The organism is Photobacterium andalusiense (genome assembly GCF_900185625.1).
Classification (GTDB): Bacteria; Pseudomonadota; Gammaproteobacteria; order Enterobacterales; family Vibrionaceae; genus Photobacterium; species Photobacterium aquimaris.
On sequence record NZ_FYAJ01000001.1, the window covers coordinates 110,126 to 127,066 of the forward strand.

Sequence of the window (16,941 nt, forward strand, 5' to 3'; positions counted from 1 at the left end):
GGCGATCAAAGAATAAAGCAACTAAAAAGCTGGTGTATCGAGGGAGTTATGAACAATGAAAGTAACAACAATCTTATACCACAATATCAACTAAGCTTGAGACCATTTTAATCAGATCGTTACTCTCAAATAATGCCCCTTCGACTTCCTTATCAGACACTTGTTTTGATTGTTGCTGATCATCGTTACTGTCAGTAATCAGCGGCACAACCACTTCTTTTATCGCGTAACCAATTAATCCAGAAAGTAAAACATTCATTAGCGCGATCCTTTGTTATGACGTTAGTTTTGTTAAGTGTTGATCTGTATCGGCAGCTTTGGCAAAAGTATAAGTAAATAAATGCCAATTAACAGTATTTATTTAAACATTGATGTCAGTGCGCTATTTATTTAAAAGTGGTTCAGTTCTTGCTTATTAGTTACAGCGTTATCGCAATACATTGACGGTAATGGTTTAATTTTCAGTGAGGGCAGTGGGCAATGGCGGTAGATTTGATGCAAATTGGGGTGAGTGGCTTACGCACATCTCAAAAACAATTGGATGTGGCAAGTCATAACATTACCAATGTCAACACGCCTGGATATAGCCGTCAAGTTGTTGAGCAAAAAGCAGATAATGCACATTGGAATGGTAATAATTACTATGGTACTGGCGCTTATATTGATAACGTCAGTCGTGCCTATGATCAATTTGCAGCCCGCGAACTGACGCTGTCTACCACTCAGCTTGAAGAAGCTAACGTTAAACAACAGCATTTAGCGATGTTAGATGACTTCACCTCGAAAAGCGCGGTTAATAGCGTGAACAGTATTAATGATTTTTATCACTCGGTGCGTTCATTAGCGGATAACCCAAGCGATCTAGGTAGCCGTCAAACGGTGCTAGAACATGCCAATCAAGCGGCGGTTAATCTTAATAATGCCCACGAAACCCTCACCAATATTCGTACTGATGTTAATCAGCAACTCGGTGTTTCACTTGAACGCGTCAATGCGCTAGGGCAAGAACTTGCCGCAGTCAATACTAGCCTGCAACAACAATCAACTAGCGATGGCAGTAACGATCTGTTTGATCAACAACGAACGCTGATCAACGAATTAGCCAAATACACGCAAGTGACAGTGTTAGCGGATAAAGGCAGCTTAGCCAATACGGTTATTATTGGCAGCGGTGATACTTTAGTTTCAGGCGTGAGTGCATCGCAGTTGCAACTCGTCGATGGCGATCCTGACGTTGCCAATAAACAAATAGCGTTAATCAATGGCAATAATAGCAAACCGATTAAAAGTGACACCATTGGTGGCAGCTTAGGGGCGATGCTAACGGTGCGTGATGATGTGATTGATAAAAGTTTGGATCAACTCGGACAAATGGCAATTGGTTTTGGGTCTCAGATGAACGATTTGCAACAGCAGGGCGTTGATCTTAATGGCCAGCAAGGGCAAGCATTATTTAACGATATTAATAGTGCCAAGGCAATGTCGCAACGGGCGCTTCAACCCTTTGGTAGCAGCAGTGATATAAGCGTTAAAATTGATGATATTAACCAGCTGAAATTAGGTGATTATCAATTAGTCAGTGATGCGAGCAGCCATACCTTGATTGATCAGCAAGGTAATAAAACCCAACTGGAAGCCGATGCTGACGGCAAGTTTGTTGCTAAGGTTGATGGTTTAGAAATCACTATTAATCAACCGCCAACGTTAACGGCTGGCGAGACTGAAACCACCATTATTCAACCTTTACGTCGTGGTGCTGCGGATATTTCACTGGCAATGACCGATCCGCGCGGGCTTGCTGGTCACCGCCAGTTAACCGCTGTTGCCGCAGAGTCAAACACTGGCTCGGCAACGATTACTAAAGCGACAGCTGTGCCTGATAACGCCGCTGGGCGGTATCAGTTACAGTTAAATGCCGCGGGCGATCAAGTTACGGTTACTGATTTAAAAACGAATACCAATGTTGAGCTGGTTGATAATCGTTATTCTGCTGCTGATGGCGCTAACATTGCCTTTAAAACCAGCGCGACTACATCAATGCCAGTAATGACAATATCAGCCAATGCTGCAGCCAATGACAGCTTTGAGATTGAACTTGGCGCGCAAAATGCCCAAGGCGGCAACGGTAACTTTTTAGCGATGCAGCAAGTTCAGCATCAAAAGACCATGGCAAATGGTAAATCCAGTGTGATTGATGTTTTTGAAGGCTTAGCGACAGATATTGGCATGCTTAAAAAAAATGCCGATAAATTAACTGAAGTAAATCAGCTTGATTTTGATTCAGCCTCAGAGCGAGTATCGAATTTATCAGGGGTTAACCTTGATGAAGAAGCCGCCAACTTAATGAAGTTTCAACAATCGTACATGGCGTCATCACGAATTATGTCGGTGGCAAAAGAAACCTTTGATACCTTAATGCGCGCAGTATAACCAGGAGTTGTCATGATCAATCGCGTCTCAACCGCCAGCCAATACCAAAACCTGACCTCCAACTTAATGCGTAAGCAAGGCGAGCTTAATCAAACTAACGGTCAACTATCTAGCGGCAAACGGGTCGAAACCGCCGGCGATGATCCGGTGTCATCTGTGACGATTCAAAACTATCGCCAGCAGCTGACTCAAATCGATCAATATAATAGTGCCATCACCCTGGCCAATAATCGTCTGCAAACCATGGAAACCGCGATAGCTGGGGTTGAAGATAACCTTGGCGCAACCAAACAAAAAGTGCTGGGAATGATCAATGGTGCGATGGCAAGTAACGACCGCACCGCATTTAAAGATGAATTAATCAGCCTCCGTGATGGGTTACTAGAATTAGCCAATAGCCGTGATGAAGCGGGTAACTATGTGTTTGCGGGTAATCAATCTGATACTAAACCGTTTATGGAAGCCACTGATGGCAGCATGAACTATCACGGTGATAACCAGTCGCGTTATGCGCAAATTGATAAATCGGTTAACGTAAAAACTAGCTTGCCTGGCGATCAGCTATTTACTGATATACCTAATAGTTACGGTGATTTTCGACCTGTATTTAGTGATAAAACTGCTACTGCAGGTGGATTAACTGATGGATCTAAATTGCATTTACTCTCTGCTACTACCAGTGATTTTTCTACGGCTGAAACTATTGAAGTAAGTTTTAAAGAAAGTGATAAGGTAGATAAAGACGGCAACAGAGTGATGCAATACAGCCTTAAAATCGGCGGTAAAGAGGTTGTTACTGATGCGAGTTATGATCCTCAGCAGGGGATCAGTTATAAAGATCCTGCGGTTGCCGATAGTGCTACCCTTAATCTGCAATTTGATGGCATCAGCAGTGGCGATAGCATTACGCTAAAACCTGCCCAAACCATTAATATTTTTGATTCGATTCAGAGTGCGATTGATAACGCAGAGCGTCCAACCTCATCGCCTGCGGCAGAAGCAAACTTACAGCGAGTGATTGATGATCTCGACAGTGGCTTTGTGCACATGAACCAGCAGCGTTCAGAAGTCGGCACTATTATGCAGCAGGTCGATCGCCAGTTAGAACAACATCTGGATTTTGAATTAACCCTAAATCAGGCTCAAAGTGGCTTAGAAGATCTTGATTACAGTAAAGCCATTATGGATATGAATCAACAAATGATGGCGTTGCAAGCCTCGCAGCAAGCGTTTGGGCAAACCAAGCAATTATCATTGTTTAATTATATTTAAGGGAAGAGCAGGGACGAGTTTCGAGGAAGAGCAGAACAAAGAGTCCGAGGCAGCCCATTATGCGTCATCTCGGAAGTCGAGGGACGAGGCTATCCGTGATCTACTCAACGCGTGCTTGAGCCTAACAGACGCCAGTGAATTTAATCAGTACAATCCCAATGACTCTACAACGCGTGGGGAGTAGATTCCCTATCTCGTTCGTAACCTCACTGTAGGGAATGACGGGGTGGAGCTTGGCACTCACGGTCGGCAATAACGGAGCTTGGCACTCACGTAGCCGATTATGCGTCATCTCGGAAGTCGAGGGACGAGGCTATCCGTGATCTACTCAATGCGTGCTTGAGCATAACAGACGCCAGTGAATTCAATCAGTACAACCCCAATGACCCTACAACGCGTGGGGTGTAGATTCCCTATCTCGTTCGTAACCTCACTGTAGGGAATGACGGGGTGGGGCTTGGCACTCACGGTCGGCAATATAACGGGCATGGGGCTTACTGTCGGCAATAACGGGGCTTGGCACTTACGTAGCCGATTATGCGTCATCTCGGAAGTCGAGGGACAAGGCTATCCGTGATCTACTCAACGCGTGCTTGAGCCTAACAGACGCCAGTGAATTTAATCAGTATAACCCCAATGACTCTACAACGCGTGGGGAGTAGATTCCCTATCTCGTTCGTAACCTCACTGTAGGGAATGACGGGGTGGAGCTTGGCACTCACGGTCGGCAATAACGGGCATGGGGCTTACTGTCGGCAATAACGGGGCTTGGCACTTACGTAGCCCATTATGCGTCATCTCGGAAGTCGAGGGACGAGGTTATCCGTGATCTACTCAACGCGTGCTTGAGCCTAACAGACGCCAGTGAATTTAATCAGTATAACCCCAATGACTCTACAACGCGTGGGGTGTAGATTCCCTATCTCGTTCGTAACCTCACTGTAGGGAATGACGGGGTGGGGTTTGGCACTCACGGTCGGCAATATAACGGGCATGAGGCTTACTGTCGGCAATAACGAGGTTTGGCACTCGCCACTCGTTAACTATTCCCCCCTATTTATCAATTGTTAAATTCATATACAAAATTATAAAAATAATCCTAAAGCTTAGCCAAAAGGTGCCGTTAACTTTAGCACTAAGTTAATTAAATCTCTTTTTAACCCGGCACCACGTCTGGGAAAGATCATATCAAGGAGTGTCACCTTTATGGCTATTACAATTAATACTAACGTAACAGCAATGACTGCCCAGCGTAACCTAAACAGTGCAAGCAGCAGTGTTGCCGACAGCATGCAAAAATTATCATCTGGTCTGCGTATAAACTCTGCTAAAGATGATGCAGCCGGTCTACAAATTTCAAACCGTTTGACTAATCAAACCAATGGTCTAAACGTCGCAATGCGTAACGCTAATGATGGTGTGTCAATGGCACAAACGGCTGAAGGTGCGATGTCAGAATCTACCACCATCATGGAGCGTATGCGTGAGTTGGCACTTCAATCTGCTAACGGTTCAAACTCTGATAAAGATCGTGACGCAATGCAGAAAGAAATGGGTGAATTGCAAAGCGAAATGAACCGTATTGCTGATACCACAAGCTTCGGTGGTCAGAACCTACTTGATGGTTCATTTGGTTCAAAATCTTTCCAAATTGGCGCTAACTCTAATGAAACACAAAGCCTAGAGTTGATGGATGTTTCTTCTCACTCTGTTGGTCGCTCATATTCAGGTGTAGAAGATGTAACTAAAGCATTAGCTGATGAGTTTGTTGGTGGTTCATCAACAGGTGATACTACTTTTAGTCTTAAGCTTGGTGACACAGAGCATAAGATCGAAGTAACTAAAGATATGACCGCAGAAGATTTACAGAACAAACTAAATAATATTGACGGTATCAGCAATATTAAAGTAACTAATGGTGATAAAGAAAACAAAGCAGCTGAAGCTAGTGTTGCTGCCGAAACTCGTCTAGAAGGCCTTACAGGTAAGATGACCCTAAACGTAGCCGGAGCAGATGTTGCGATTGATACGACATTGGTTGCTCAAGATACTCCTGAAGAGGTAGTTGCTGCAATCAATACAGCTTTACAAGGTGGTACTGATGATCAAAAAGCGGTTACTGCAAGTTTAGATGAAAAAACAGGTGAAATAGTATTAACAGGTAAAGCTGATGGTACCGGTACCGTTGATGTTAAAGCTAATTTTGCAAAAGAAACAGCTGCTGGTGATGATGCTCAAGTAGGTTCAGTTGTTATTAAAGGAGCGACCACTGAGACACAAAAAAATGATGCAAAAGATTTAGCGGTAACAACAACGAATGGGGCTGTAACGGGTAATGCAGGCAAGGAAGCTAAAGCAGAAGTCGTTGGTACTTTCGATATCGATTTATCAAAAGCTAAGTTTGATACCGGTATTGAAAATTACAGTCTAAATGGTGCAGCGGCAGCAAAAGTAAGTGGCACAGTAACCACTGAATCAGTAGCAAGCCTAGATCTATCAACTCAAGAAGGTGCACAAAACGCTATCGATGTACTTGATTCAGCAATGGAGCAAGTAGATGAGAAGCGTGCGGAAATCGGTGCTTTCCAAAACCGTATGACTCACACCATGAGTAACTTGGCTAACATCAACGAAAACGTTAATGCCTCTAACAGCCGTATCAAAGATGTTGATTTCGCCTCTGAAACTATCAACATGACCAAAGGTCAGATCCTGCAACAAGCGGGTACTTCAATTCTTGCGCAAGCAAAACAAATTCCACAAGCGGCACTTAGCCTACTAGGTTAATTCGCCCTTAAATTTATGCCCTGCTGATACGTTCAGCAGGGCATTATTGTATTTTAATCGCTAACAAATATGCTCAAGGAACTGGCTATGGCGATCACTTCTACTGCTGCTGTAATAGGGCTACATACCGCGCTACCAACATCATTAAATAGTACGACTTCAGCGACGGCCAATACTGCGAATCAGTCTATATCTGAGCCAACTTATAGTGAGTTACAACCAAGCGGCAAGCCATTGCCACTGATAACCGCATTAGCGGATGTTGATGATGTTAATCACCCTCTTGATGACAATCCGCTTAATTCATTTACGCCTGATCCTATTGCAGAGCAAGAACGCATTAAGCAGATTGAACAAGTATTACAAAAAGTTAACCGTAGTTTGCGCTTCCATCAAGATGAGGAAACCGGTGAGCAGATAGCCACCATCGTTGATAAAACCAGTGGTGAAGTTATTCGCCAAGTTCCGGCACAAGAATTGCTAGAGTTAAATAAAAATTTAGCCAAGCATGCTTTGGGCTCTATCAGTAAAACAGTGTAGAGGACATAACTATGGGGTTAAGTGCTGCCGGAATGGCATCTGGGCTAGATATTGCAGGCATGACGCAACAATTAGTTGCCGCTGAACGTAAACCAAAAGCAGATCGTATTGAAACACAACAAAAACAAGTTAATGTCTCTCTCAGTGCTTATGGTCAGGTCAAATCATCGATCAGTAGCATGCAGTCAATGCTAGAAAAGTTTGGTAAAGATGAAGCCTTTAATGGTCAAAAAGCAACGTCTGATAACAGTGATTACGTTGCGGTAAAAGCGACAGCAAAAGCAAAAAATGGCTCTTACACCATTAATGTTGAGCAAATGGCGCAATCACATAAATTAATGGGTAAAGAATTATTTAGCGGTGATCCTGAAGCGTCACTCGGTAGTGGTGAAATGGTAATTAAGGTCGGTGATAAGTCGATGACCTTAAACATTACTGAAGACAACGATGATTTATCGTCGATTGTAGATGCGATTAATAACGCTGAAGATAACCCCGGTCTAACAGCAACCGTGATTAATACTGGCGAAGAAGGCGGCTCTAAAATTGTCTTTTCCACCAAAGAAACCGGTGTTGAAAATACCATTGAAATTGATACTTCAGCGATGACGGGGCAATTAGCATCACTTGCTTATAAAGACGGTATGGTGGACAGTAAAGTTGATGAGATGCAGGTAGCGCAAGATGCCAAAATCATGATCGATAACTTCACTCCCGTGACCAGCAGTAATAATACCTTTGAAGATGTCATCGAAGGGGTGACGTTAGATCTTAAAAAACTCACGGGTACATCAGGTACCAATAACCCTGAAACTGATGATGTCGATATTAAATCAGTTAAGATCACCATTGAAAGTGACGAGAAAAGCACTAAAGACTCACTGAAATCGTTTGTTGATAGTTATAACAGCTTAATGGGCACCATTGATAAGTTAACCGGATTTGATGCTGATAAAGAGCCGGATGATCCTAATCGTGCCGGAGCATTGAACGGTGATAGCTTAACCCGCTCAGTGACTACTCAAATGCGTAACTTACTTAACGAGCCGATTGAGATTAACGGCAAGTTGTATCAAATGTCTGATTTCGGTATTTCGATTCAGCGTGACGGCACCCTCGAGCTTGAAGAAGACAGCGATAAACTCGATGACATTATCAGTGAAAACTTTGCCGTTATCGGTCAGTTTTTTGCGCAAGAAGACAGCGGCTTTTTGGCTAAAGCCGATAAGTTGCTAGACAGTTTTACCGATAAAACCGATGGTTCTTTGTCTGTTAAAGAAGAGACCTTAAAAGAGCGCCAAAAATCATTAGACGACGATATGACAGAGCTTAATAAACGCATGGTCGCTTATGAAGATCGTACCTATAAACAGTTTTTAGCGATGGATGAAGCCATCGGTCAGATGAACAATCAACTCAGTAGCATGATGAGTTTGATGATGTCGTTTGAGTAAGGATAACCAATGCAACAAGTAATCACATTAGAGCCACTAACCCAGCTTGAACACCAAATCGAGCAGTTATTGTTGGCGGAAGAGTACCCTGATGATTTTCCGCAGCAATTAGAAAACTTAGTTGCGTTGCGCCATCAACAAGTGGAGTTAGTGCTTAAACAGCCACAGTTATCACGACCAGTATTTGATGATGTGGTAGCACGTACGCAAGCGATGAAAGGGTTATTACAACAGCATAAAGATCGTATTGGCGCGCAGTTAGTACGCTCGAAAAAAAGTCAAAAATCATTATCGCTCTACAGCAATATTCAACAACACGGACAATAACCATTAGCGTTAACGCTAGCAATAATGTTCCAGCTATTTAAAGGATAATAACATGCGTGGTTCTCTTCAGGCATATAAGCAAGTTTCAGTGAATGCACAACTCGCCAGCGCATCACCACACCGTATCATTCAAATGTTATACGCTGGGGCAATCGAACGCCTTATTCAGGGCAAAGCCGCGATGGAACAGGGCAATATCGCCGTTAAGTGTGAGCGGTTAGCTAAAGCATTAGATATCGTATTAAGCTTGCGTGACTGCTTATCAATGGAAGACGGCGGTGACATCGCGAAAAACCTTGATGCTCTCTATGATTTTATGGGCAGCGAAATTTCACGTGCCAATGCAGAAAACGTCACTCAGCCAATTGATGATGTGATCGGTATGTTACGTGAAATAAAATCAGCATGGGATCAAATTCCAACCCAATATCACTACCTTACTGAAACAAATTAACCGTTATTGATTGTCGGCAACCACAAATTTGGTTGCCGATAAGCAGTATTTTTATGGTTTTTAAGCTAAAAATGGAATAAAAGCGTCTCAATTGCATTGTAATTTGTATTGGTATCACAGCTTTTATACGTCAAATCTTGCCTTATGGTGCACATTAATTACAATGTAGCTACTATCTTCTTGATTGTTGTTCTCTTGGTTATATTGAATCTTCCGTCAAAGTGTCCTCATATAAAGGCAATATCCATTTTATGCTCGGTTTAGTAAATACACTTGTTATTGATGACGATTCACAGCAACGTCATGATTTAGGTATCATCCTCAATTTTATGGGTGAGCATCATAGTGCGCTATCATCACAAGATCTTACCGTGTCATTATGGGAACAGCCATGGGGTGTTTGTTTATTAGGCACGATCACCAACGCTAAGCGCTTAAATAGTATTATTAATATGCTTAAAATGTACCCACAGATCCCTGTGGTTGCATTAGCCAATCATCATCAAGCATTGGTTGAGTTACCTAATTATATTGGTGATCTTAAACTCCCGTTACATTACAACCAATTAGCTGATGCCTTCCGTCATTGCCAAGAATATTTAGGCAAACGTACTCATCAAGTGCCGTCTTTAGGGCGCAAGAACATGCTGTTTAGAAGCATGGTCGGTCGCAGTGAAGCCATTAGTGATATTCGTCGGTTGGTTGAACAAGTGGCAGCTTGTGATGCTAGTGTGTTGATTTTAGGTGAATCCGGTACTGGTAAAGAGGTGGTTGCGCGTAATGTGCACTATCACTCAGAGCGTGGCAAAGGCCCATTTGTGCCGGTTAACTGTGGTGCCATTCCTGCAGATTTACTTGAAAGTGAATTATTTGGTCATGAAAAAGGTGCCTTTACTGGCGCAATTTCAACCCGTAAAGGGCGATTTGAGTTGGCTGAAGGTGGCACTTTATTCTTAGACGAGATTGGTGATATGCCAATGTCGATGCAGGTTAAATTATTACGGGTGTTACAAGAGCGTAGTTTTGAACGTGTTGGTGGCAGTCAAACCATTAAAGCCAATGTTCGTATTGTGGCAGCAACCCATCGTGATCTGGATAAAATGATCGCTGATAGAAGCTTCCGCGAAGATTTATACTACCGCTTAAATGTGTTCCCAATTGATATGCCAGCGTTGCGTGATCGAATTGAAGACATTCCGTTACTATTGCAAGAGTTGCTAACGCGAATGGAAGCTGAAGGCGCGAAACGCATTCACTTCACCCCGCGCGCAATTGCATCATTAATGCTGCATGATTGGCCGGGAAATATTCGTGAACTTGCTAATCTCGTGGAACGATTAACGATTCTTTATCCAGGCGAAATGGTGGATGTGAACCATTTACCGGTGAAATACCGTTATGGTCATTTACCTGATTTTGTACCTGAGTTAAATACCACTTCGATTGAAGAACAAGAACAGCAAGCATTAGCTGACATGTTTGCTTCAGAAGAGACTGATACCACATCTTTAGGTAATGACTTACCACCAGAAGGGCTAAACCTTAAAGAAATGCTGGCAGAGCTAGAGGTTGAAATGATCCGCCAAGCTTTGGATGCTCAGTCGAGTGTGGTAGCGCGCGCTGCGGACATGTTAGGGATGCGTCGTACTACGCTCGTTGAAAAAATGCGTAAATACGGATTATCTAAAGACAGCTAATTCATACTAACAATGGTTGTAAAACAATTCGAAAAAAGCCACCGCCAAATTACTGGCGGTGGCTTTTTTTATGTGTTTTATACACCGAGCGGTGTCAAAACTAGTCACAAAATATAGCTATTAACGATATTCTGCCAATGGTTGCGAGCATAAATTCATCATTATGGTTAAACAATATTAATGGTAGCGATTAAATAGCGACGAGTGTCATAAAAGTGACACTGTTTTGAATGCGATGTTTTTATTAAGTTACTGATAGTTAATGATTAATAATGGTATGTAACTTGCATTTAGTTGTTGGTGTGGTGTTTGTTTTAGGGTAATCATGAGTGACTCATCGGTAGCAGTATTGGCGTTGAACCAACAAGTTGAGCGTTATCAGCAAGTATTACAAGTGATGCCTGTTGCGGTGATTTTGTTGGATGAAAAAGGACTGATCACTGAAGCCAATCAAGAAGCATTGCGGTTGTTAGGTGAGCCGTTAATAGGCCAACGCTGGGGAGAAATTATTCAACGTAGTTTCGCACCTCAAGATGATGATGGTCATGAAGTTTCATTGCGCAGTGGGCGTAAAGTCAAGCTTGCTATTTCAGCGTCTGCGGCAGGGCAGCTTATCGTGATCACTGATCTAACCGAAACTCGGCAGTTACAGTCACGATTAAGTGAAATGCAGCGCTTATCATCATTAGGGCGAATGGTGGCGTCATTGGCGCATCAAGTTCGAACGCCGCTTGCCAGCGCATTATTATATGCAGAAAATCTAGCGTCATCAGGGCTAACGGCAATCACCCGTAACCGTTTCCAAACTAAGCTGGTTGATCGCCTCTACGATCTTGAAAAACAAGTTAATGACATGCTGCTATTTGCTAAAGGTGGCGATAATAAAGTGGTGAGTGAGTTTAATGTCGAAAGTTTACTCAACCGTTTAGAAACCCTCATTGAAACTCAGTTAATGAGTGAGGATGTTGACTTTAGTATTGATTGTGACGATGAAACATTACTGCTGTTAGGTAATGAAAATGCGTTAGCCAGTGCGGTGGGAAATTTGATCACCAATGCGATTCAAATGTCAGGCAAAGGCTGCCGAGTTGCGGTGCGTTGCCAGCAACAAGGGCAAATGCTATTGCTCAGTGTTAGCGATAATGGCCCTGGTATTGCGGTGGAAGATCATCAAAAAGTGTTAGAGCCTTTTTACACCACTCGTCAACAAGGTACTGGATTAGGTTTAGCTGTGGTGCAAATGGTGGTCGCTGCGCATAAAGGTAGTTTGCAATTACAGTCACAGCTTGGTCATGGGGCAACCTTTACTTTGCAGCTACCACTCGCTGTATCACTGCAAGCAGCATAACGATTCAAGTTTACTATGGAGAGTACAACATGACTCAAACACGAGTATTAATCGTCGAAGATGACACCGGTTTGCGTGAAGCGTTAGTCGATACTCTGGCATTAGCGGGTTATCAATGGCTAGAAGCGGAAAGCGCAGAGCAGGCATTAGTGCTACTGAAATCAGAGCCGATTGATATTGTGGTGTCTGATGTTCAAATGGCAGGAATGGACGGCTTAGCTTTACTGCGCAGCATCAAGCTGCAATGGCCCAAAATGCCAGTGCTATTGATGACAGCTTACGCCAATATTGAAGATGCGGTTGCTGCCATGAAAGAAGGTGCGATTGATTACATGTCGAAGCCGTTTGCACCGCAAGTACTGCTTAATATGGTTGGCCGCTATGCGCCGGTTAAACACCATTTGACCGATACCGTAGTGGCTGATCCTAAAAGTTTGCATTTATTGGCGATGGCAGAAAAAGTCGCTAAAACCGATGCCAGTGTGATGGTATTAGGCCCAAGTGGTTCAGGTAAAGAAGTGCTCTCGCGTTATATTCATCAGCATTCATTACGCAGTGATGGCCCTTTTGTGGCAATTAACTGTGCTGCCATTCCTGAGAATATGCTGGAAGCGATGTTGTTTGGCTATGAAAAAGGCGCGTTTACAGGCGCGGTGCAGGCATGTTCAGGCAAATTTGAACAAGCGCAAAATGGCACTATTTTACTGGATGAAATCAGTGAAATGGATATTAACTTGCAGGCTAAATTATTACGGGTATTACAAGAGCGTGAAGTTGAACGCTTAGGTGGTCGTAAAAGCATTAAATTAAATGTACGCATTATAGCGACCAGTAATCGGGATTTAAAAAGCCATGTTACCGCGGGCCATTTTCGTGAAGATTTATATTACCGCTTAAATGTTTTTCCAATCACTTGGCCTGCATTAGCTGAACGCAGCGGCGATATTTTGCCATTGGCGCAATTATTTCTCCAGCGTCATGCCAGCCAACAAGGGCTTGCCGTGCCAACGCTGAGCGACTGTGCGCAGCACAAATTATTACAATATTCATGGCCAGGAAATGTCCGTGAGCTTGATAACGTGATTCAACGCGCGTTAATCATTCACGATAACCTTATGATAAATGAGCAACATATTCTAATAGAAGGACTTGATTGGTTACAGATGGCTGATTGTTCAACCGCGGCTAACACCGCTGCGGCAACTATTATATCGCCAGCTACTGCGACCGAGAGTTTAGGTAATGAATTACGTGGACAAGAGTTCACCATTATTCTTGATACCTTAGTTGCCTGCCAAGGTAATCGTAAACATATGGCTGATAAACTAGGTATTAGCCCACGAACGTTACGCTATAAGTTAGCTAAAATGCGCGATGCAGGAATTCAGTTACCTGCGTAAACCGATTGATATTTTATCCGCTGCTTAGTGGTAGCAGTAAATAACCCAGTGAGACTATGCAATGAAAGTTAATGGATTAGCGACTGAAATGCAGACCATGCGTTTAGAAGCACAAAATACTATTCGTCCGCCAACAGGCCAGCAAGTAAGTGCTGATTTTGGCAATTTACTTAACGATGCCATTAAGTCAGTAAATACCCTACAAGGTCAATCAAGTGATTTAGCCACCCGTTTTGATCAAGGAGATCGAAGTGTGTCGTTATCGGATGTGATGATTGCGCGTAATAAATCCAGTGTGGCGTTTGAAGCGACAGTGCAAGTGCGTAATAAAATGGTGCAAGCCTACAAAGAATTAATGAATATGCCGGTATAAATACCGTGGTTATTGTGGATGTGATAACGCATCATTTCGTGATATGTGTGAGTAATAAATAGTGTCAGATCAAACTGTTAATCAACAAGTTGCGGTTGCAAATAATAATACCTCGCCGGTGTTACGTGATGCCTCTCAAGATCCGGATCTTGCCGAGAAAAAAGCATCACGTACCGACAGTATTTTAGGCAACCTTGATCTGTTACGGCAGGTAATTTTAGTGTTATCGGTTGCCATCTGTGTCGCGTTAATTGTGATGGTGGTGGTGTGGATAAAAGAACCTGAAATGCGGCCCCTCGGTAGCTATGAGACCGAAGAATTAATTCCTATTTTAGATCACTTCGATCAAAAGAAAATTGATTACCAACTTGATGGCAATACTATTCGTGTTCCAGCAGATAAATACAGCAGTATAAAATTAGATTTAACTCGTAGTGGTTTAAACAGTCGTACTGCTGAAGGTGATGATATTTTATTGCAAGACATGGGCTTTGGGGTGTCACAACGGCTTGAAAACGAACGCTTAAAATTAAGCCGTGAACGCCAATTAGCACGTGCGATTGAACAAATTAGTCAAGTGCGTAAGGCACAAGTGTTATTAGCAATGCCCAAGCAAAGTGTGTTTGTGCGTCATAATCAAGACGCGACCGCGACGGTTTTTCTAACCTTAGCCTCTGGCGCTGCGTTGGGTCAGCAAGAAGTGGATTCAATTGTTGATATGGTTGCAACGGCAGTGCCGGGATTACGTCCGACACGGGTTACCGTTACCGATCAACATGGACGCTTATTAAGCTCAGGCACTGAAGATCCTGGTTCAAGCGCGAAACGTAAAGAATATGAATTAGAACGTAAGCAAGAACAATCACTACGTGAAAAAATTGATGCGATTTTAATGCCGGTTTTAGGCTTAGGTAATTACACCTCGCAAGTTGATATTGCGATGGATTTCTCGGCCTTAGAAGAAACCCATAAACGTTATAACCCAGCTACAGCAGCAACACGAAGTGAGTTTACCCGTGAAGATAGCAATGGTGGTCAAGTGGTGGCGGGTATTCCAGGGGCATTAAGTAATCAGCCACCTGTTAGTAGTTCTATTCCTGAAAATATCAAAGATATGCAAGCGGGAACGAGCAGCGGGAACGGCCGTATGCACCGTGAATCGACGCGTAATTATGAGTTAGATACCACCATTAGTCATAAGCGAGCCCAAACAGGAGTGATTGATCGCCAAACGGTTTCGGTGGCAATTGACTATAAAACCATTGTCGATCCTAAAACCGGTGACATTACGCGCGTGCCAGTCTCGGAAGCTGAAATTGTTAAAATTCGCCGCTTACTAATGGGAGGGATTGGTTTTTCAGCAGCACGTGGCGATTTATTAGAAGTATTATCAGTGCCATTTGCGTTGCCAGAAGAGCAATTATTAGCTGAGGTGCCAATTTGGGAAAACCCTAACTTTAGCAGTTGGGTGCGATGGTTAGCGGCGGCATTAGTGATTATTGTCATTGTGATAGTACTGGTGCGTCCGGCAATGAAGAAGCTGCTCTATCCAAATCAAACCGCAGACGGTACACCGTTAGATGAAAATGGTATGCCAATACTGACTCACAGTAGCAGCGATGGTACTGGTTTGATTGGCGGTGATGTCGATGGTCATGAAAGTTTTGAATTAAGTAGCAGTAGTTTAGATCTACCTAATTTACATAAAGATGAAGATTTACTCAAAGCAGTACGAGCATTGGTTGCCAATGAACCGGATCTTGCTGCTCAAGTAGTGAAAAGCTGGATGAATGAAGATGGCTAATGACGTAGCAACAGTTGACAATAAATTTGATATTAAAAGTCTTAATGGCGCTGAAAAAGCCGCAATTTTACTATTAAGTCTTAATGAGCAAGATGCAGCCAGCATTATTCGTCATCTAGATCCTAAGCAAGTGCAGCGGGTCGGCGGCACTATGGCAAGCATGAAAAACTTAAATCAAGATAAAGTATCTAGTGTTCATCGATTATTTTTAGAAGAGATTCAAAAATACACCAGCATTGGTATGGGCAGTGAAGATTTTGTGCGTAATGCGTTAGTGGCAGCATTAGGCGAAGACAAAGCCAATAACTTAGTGGATCAAATTTTAATGGGCAGTGGCTCGCGTGGACTTGATTCTCTGAAATGGATGGATCCACGCCAAGTCGCGAGCATTATTCTTAATGAGCACCCACAAATTCAAACTATTGTTTTATCGTATTTAGAGCCGGAACAATCGGCTGAAATTTTATCGCAATTTCCTGAGCGAGTGCGGTTAGATTTGATGATGCGTATTGCTAACTTAGAAGAAGTACAGCCTGCGGCATTGCATGAATTAAACGATATCATGGAAAAACAATTTGCAGGTCAAGCCGGTGCGCAAGCGGCTAAGATTGGTGGTCTTAAAGCGGCGGCTGAGATCATGAACTACCTCGATAATAACGTTGAAGGGTTGTTGATGGATCAAATTCGCGAAAACGATGAAGAGACAGCTACTCAAATTCAAGATCTGATGTTTGTATTTGATAATTTGATTGAAGTTGATGATCGCGGTATTCAAATCTTGTTACGTGATGTACCACAAGAGTTACTACAAAAAGCCCTTAAAGGTGCTGATGACATGTTGCGTGATAAGTTTTATAGCAATATGTCTAAGCGTGCCGGTGAAATGTTGCAAGAAGATTTAGAAGCGATGGGACCAATTCGAGTCGCGGATGTTGAAGCGGCGCAGAAAGAAATTTTATCTATTGCACGTCGATTATCTGATTTAGGTGAGTTAGTGCTAACAGGCAATGGCGGTACTGATGAGTTCTTATAAGATGATGATTAACGCTGTGGTT

General features: G+C 43.0%; 14 protein-coding genes and 1 pseudogene. 14 read left to right on the top strand and 1 reads right to left on the bottom strand.

The features are described from left to right. Nucleotides 1-73: 73 nt before the first annotated feature. Nucleotides 74-259 (bottom strand): flagellar hook protein, encoded by a 186-nt coding sequence (locus PAND9192_RS00550; RefSeq protein ID WP_065166474.1) that lies wholly within the window; start codon nucleotides 257-259, stop codon nucleotides 74-76. A 221-nt stretch (nucleotides 260-480) separates the two neighbouring features. On the opposite strand from PAND9192_RS00550, the gene flgK reads away from it, so the two are divergent. The 14 genes and pseudogenes from flgK to fliG all read left to right on the top strand — a co-directional run bounded on the left by flgK (nucleotide 481) and on the right by fliG (nucleotide 16,919). Further along, nucleotides 481-2,430, top strand: coding sequence for a flagellar hook-associated protein FlgK (gene flgK / locus PAND9192_RS00555; RefSeq protein ID WP_087852118.1), 1,950 nt, complete (start codon nucleotides 481-483; stop codon nucleotides 2,428-2,430). A gap of 12 nt (nucleotides 2,431-2,442) precedes the next feature. Further along, on the top strand, nucleotides 2,443-3,702 hold the full coding sequence (flgL, locus tag PAND9192_RS00560) for a flagellar hook-associated protein FlgL (RefSeq protein WP_087852119.1): 1,260 nt from the start codon (nucleotides 2,443-2,445) through the stop codon (nucleotides 3,700-3,702). Between the two features lie 1,206 nt (nucleotides 3,703-4,908). Beyond that, a pseudogene (locus PAND9192_RS20965) lies at nucleotides 4,909-5,427 on the top strand (flagellin N-terminal helical domain-containing protein); the annotation flags it as partial. A gap of 264 nt (nucleotides 5,428-5,691) precedes the next feature. Next, on the top strand, nucleotides 5,692-6,489 hold the full coding sequence (locus PAND9192_RS20970; protein ID WP_442439541.1) for a flagellin: 798 nt from the start codon (nucleotides 5,692-5,694) through the stop codon (nucleotides 6,487-6,489). A gap of 87 nt (nucleotides 6,490-6,576) precedes the next feature. Next, complete coding sequence (locus PAND9192_RS00570; protein WP_234998873.1) at nucleotides 6,577-7,029, top strand: flagellar protein FlaG; 453 nt, start codon at nucleotides 6,577-6,579, stop codon at nucleotides 7,027-7,029. Between the two features lie 11 nt (nucleotides 7,030-7,040). Then, the gene (gene fliD / locus PAND9192_RS00575) at nucleotides 7,041-8,483 is read left to right on the top strand and encodes a flagellar filament capping protein FliD (RefSeq protein ID WP_087852121.1); all 1,443 of its coding nucleotides are present in this window, start codon (nucleotides 7,041-7,043) and stop codon (nucleotides 8,481-8,483) included. A gap of 9 nt (nucleotides 8,484-8,492) precedes the next feature. Next, the gene (locus PAND9192_RS00580) at nucleotides 8,493-8,810 is read left to right on the top strand and encodes a flagellar biosynthesis protein FliS (RefSeq protein ID WP_087852122.1); all 318 of its coding nucleotides are present in this window, start codon (nucleotides 8,493-8,495) and stop codon (nucleotides 8,808-8,810) included. A 52-nt stretch (nucleotides 8,811-8,862) separates the two neighbouring features. Beyond that, nucleotides 8,863-9,264, top strand: a complete 402-nt coding sequence (gene fliS / locus PAND9192_RS00585) for a flagellar export chaperone FliS (protein ID WP_065177262.1) — start codon at nucleotides 8,863-8,865, stop codon at nucleotides 9,262-9,264. A gap of 251 nt (nucleotides 9,265-9,515) precedes the next feature. After that, nucleotides 9,516-10,961, top strand: a complete 1,446-nt coding sequence (locus PAND9192_RS00590) for a sigma-54 dependent transcriptional regulator (protein ID WP_087819302.1) — start codon at nucleotides 9,516-9,518, stop codon at nucleotides 10,959-10,961. A 325-nt stretch (nucleotides 10,962-11,286) separates the two neighbouring features. Further along, nucleotides 11,287-12,309, top strand: a complete 1,023-nt coding sequence (locus tag PAND9192_RS00595; protein WP_087852123.1) for a sensor histidine kinase — start codon at nucleotides 11,287-11,289, stop codon at nucleotides 12,307-12,309. 29 nt (nucleotides 12,310-12,338) lie between these two features. Further along, entirely contained in the window at nucleotides 12,339-13,709 is a 1,371-nt protein-coding gene (locus PAND9192_RS00600; protein ID WP_087852124.1) for a sigma-54-dependent transcriptional regulator, read from the top strand. Nucleotides 13,710-13,770: 61 nt separating this feature from the next. Beyond that, nucleotides 13,771-14,082 carry a flagellar hook-basal body complex protein FliE gene (gene fliE, locus PAND9192_RS00605; protein WP_060997084.1) on the top strand — a complete coding sequence of 104 codons (312 nt, stop codon included), beginning with the start codon at nucleotides 13,771-13,773 and terminating at the stop codon, nucleotides 14,080-14,082. A gap of 61 nt (nucleotides 14,083-14,143) precedes the next feature. Then, nucleotides 14,144-15,886, top strand: coding sequence for a flagellar basal-body MS-ring/collar protein FliF (gene fliF / locus PAND9192_RS00610; RefSeq protein ID WP_087852125.1), 1,743 nt, complete (start codon nucleotides 14,144-14,146; stop codon nucleotides 15,884-15,886). After that, nucleotides 15,879-16,919, top strand: a complete 1,041-nt coding sequence (fliG, locus tag PAND9192_RS00615) for a flagellar motor switch protein FliG (protein WP_087852126.1) — start codon at nucleotides 15,879-15,881, stop codon at nucleotides 16,917-16,919. The genes fliF and fliG overlap by 8 nt, the downstream gene beginning before the upstream one ends. Nucleotides 16,920-16,941 lie beyond the last annotated feature (22 nt).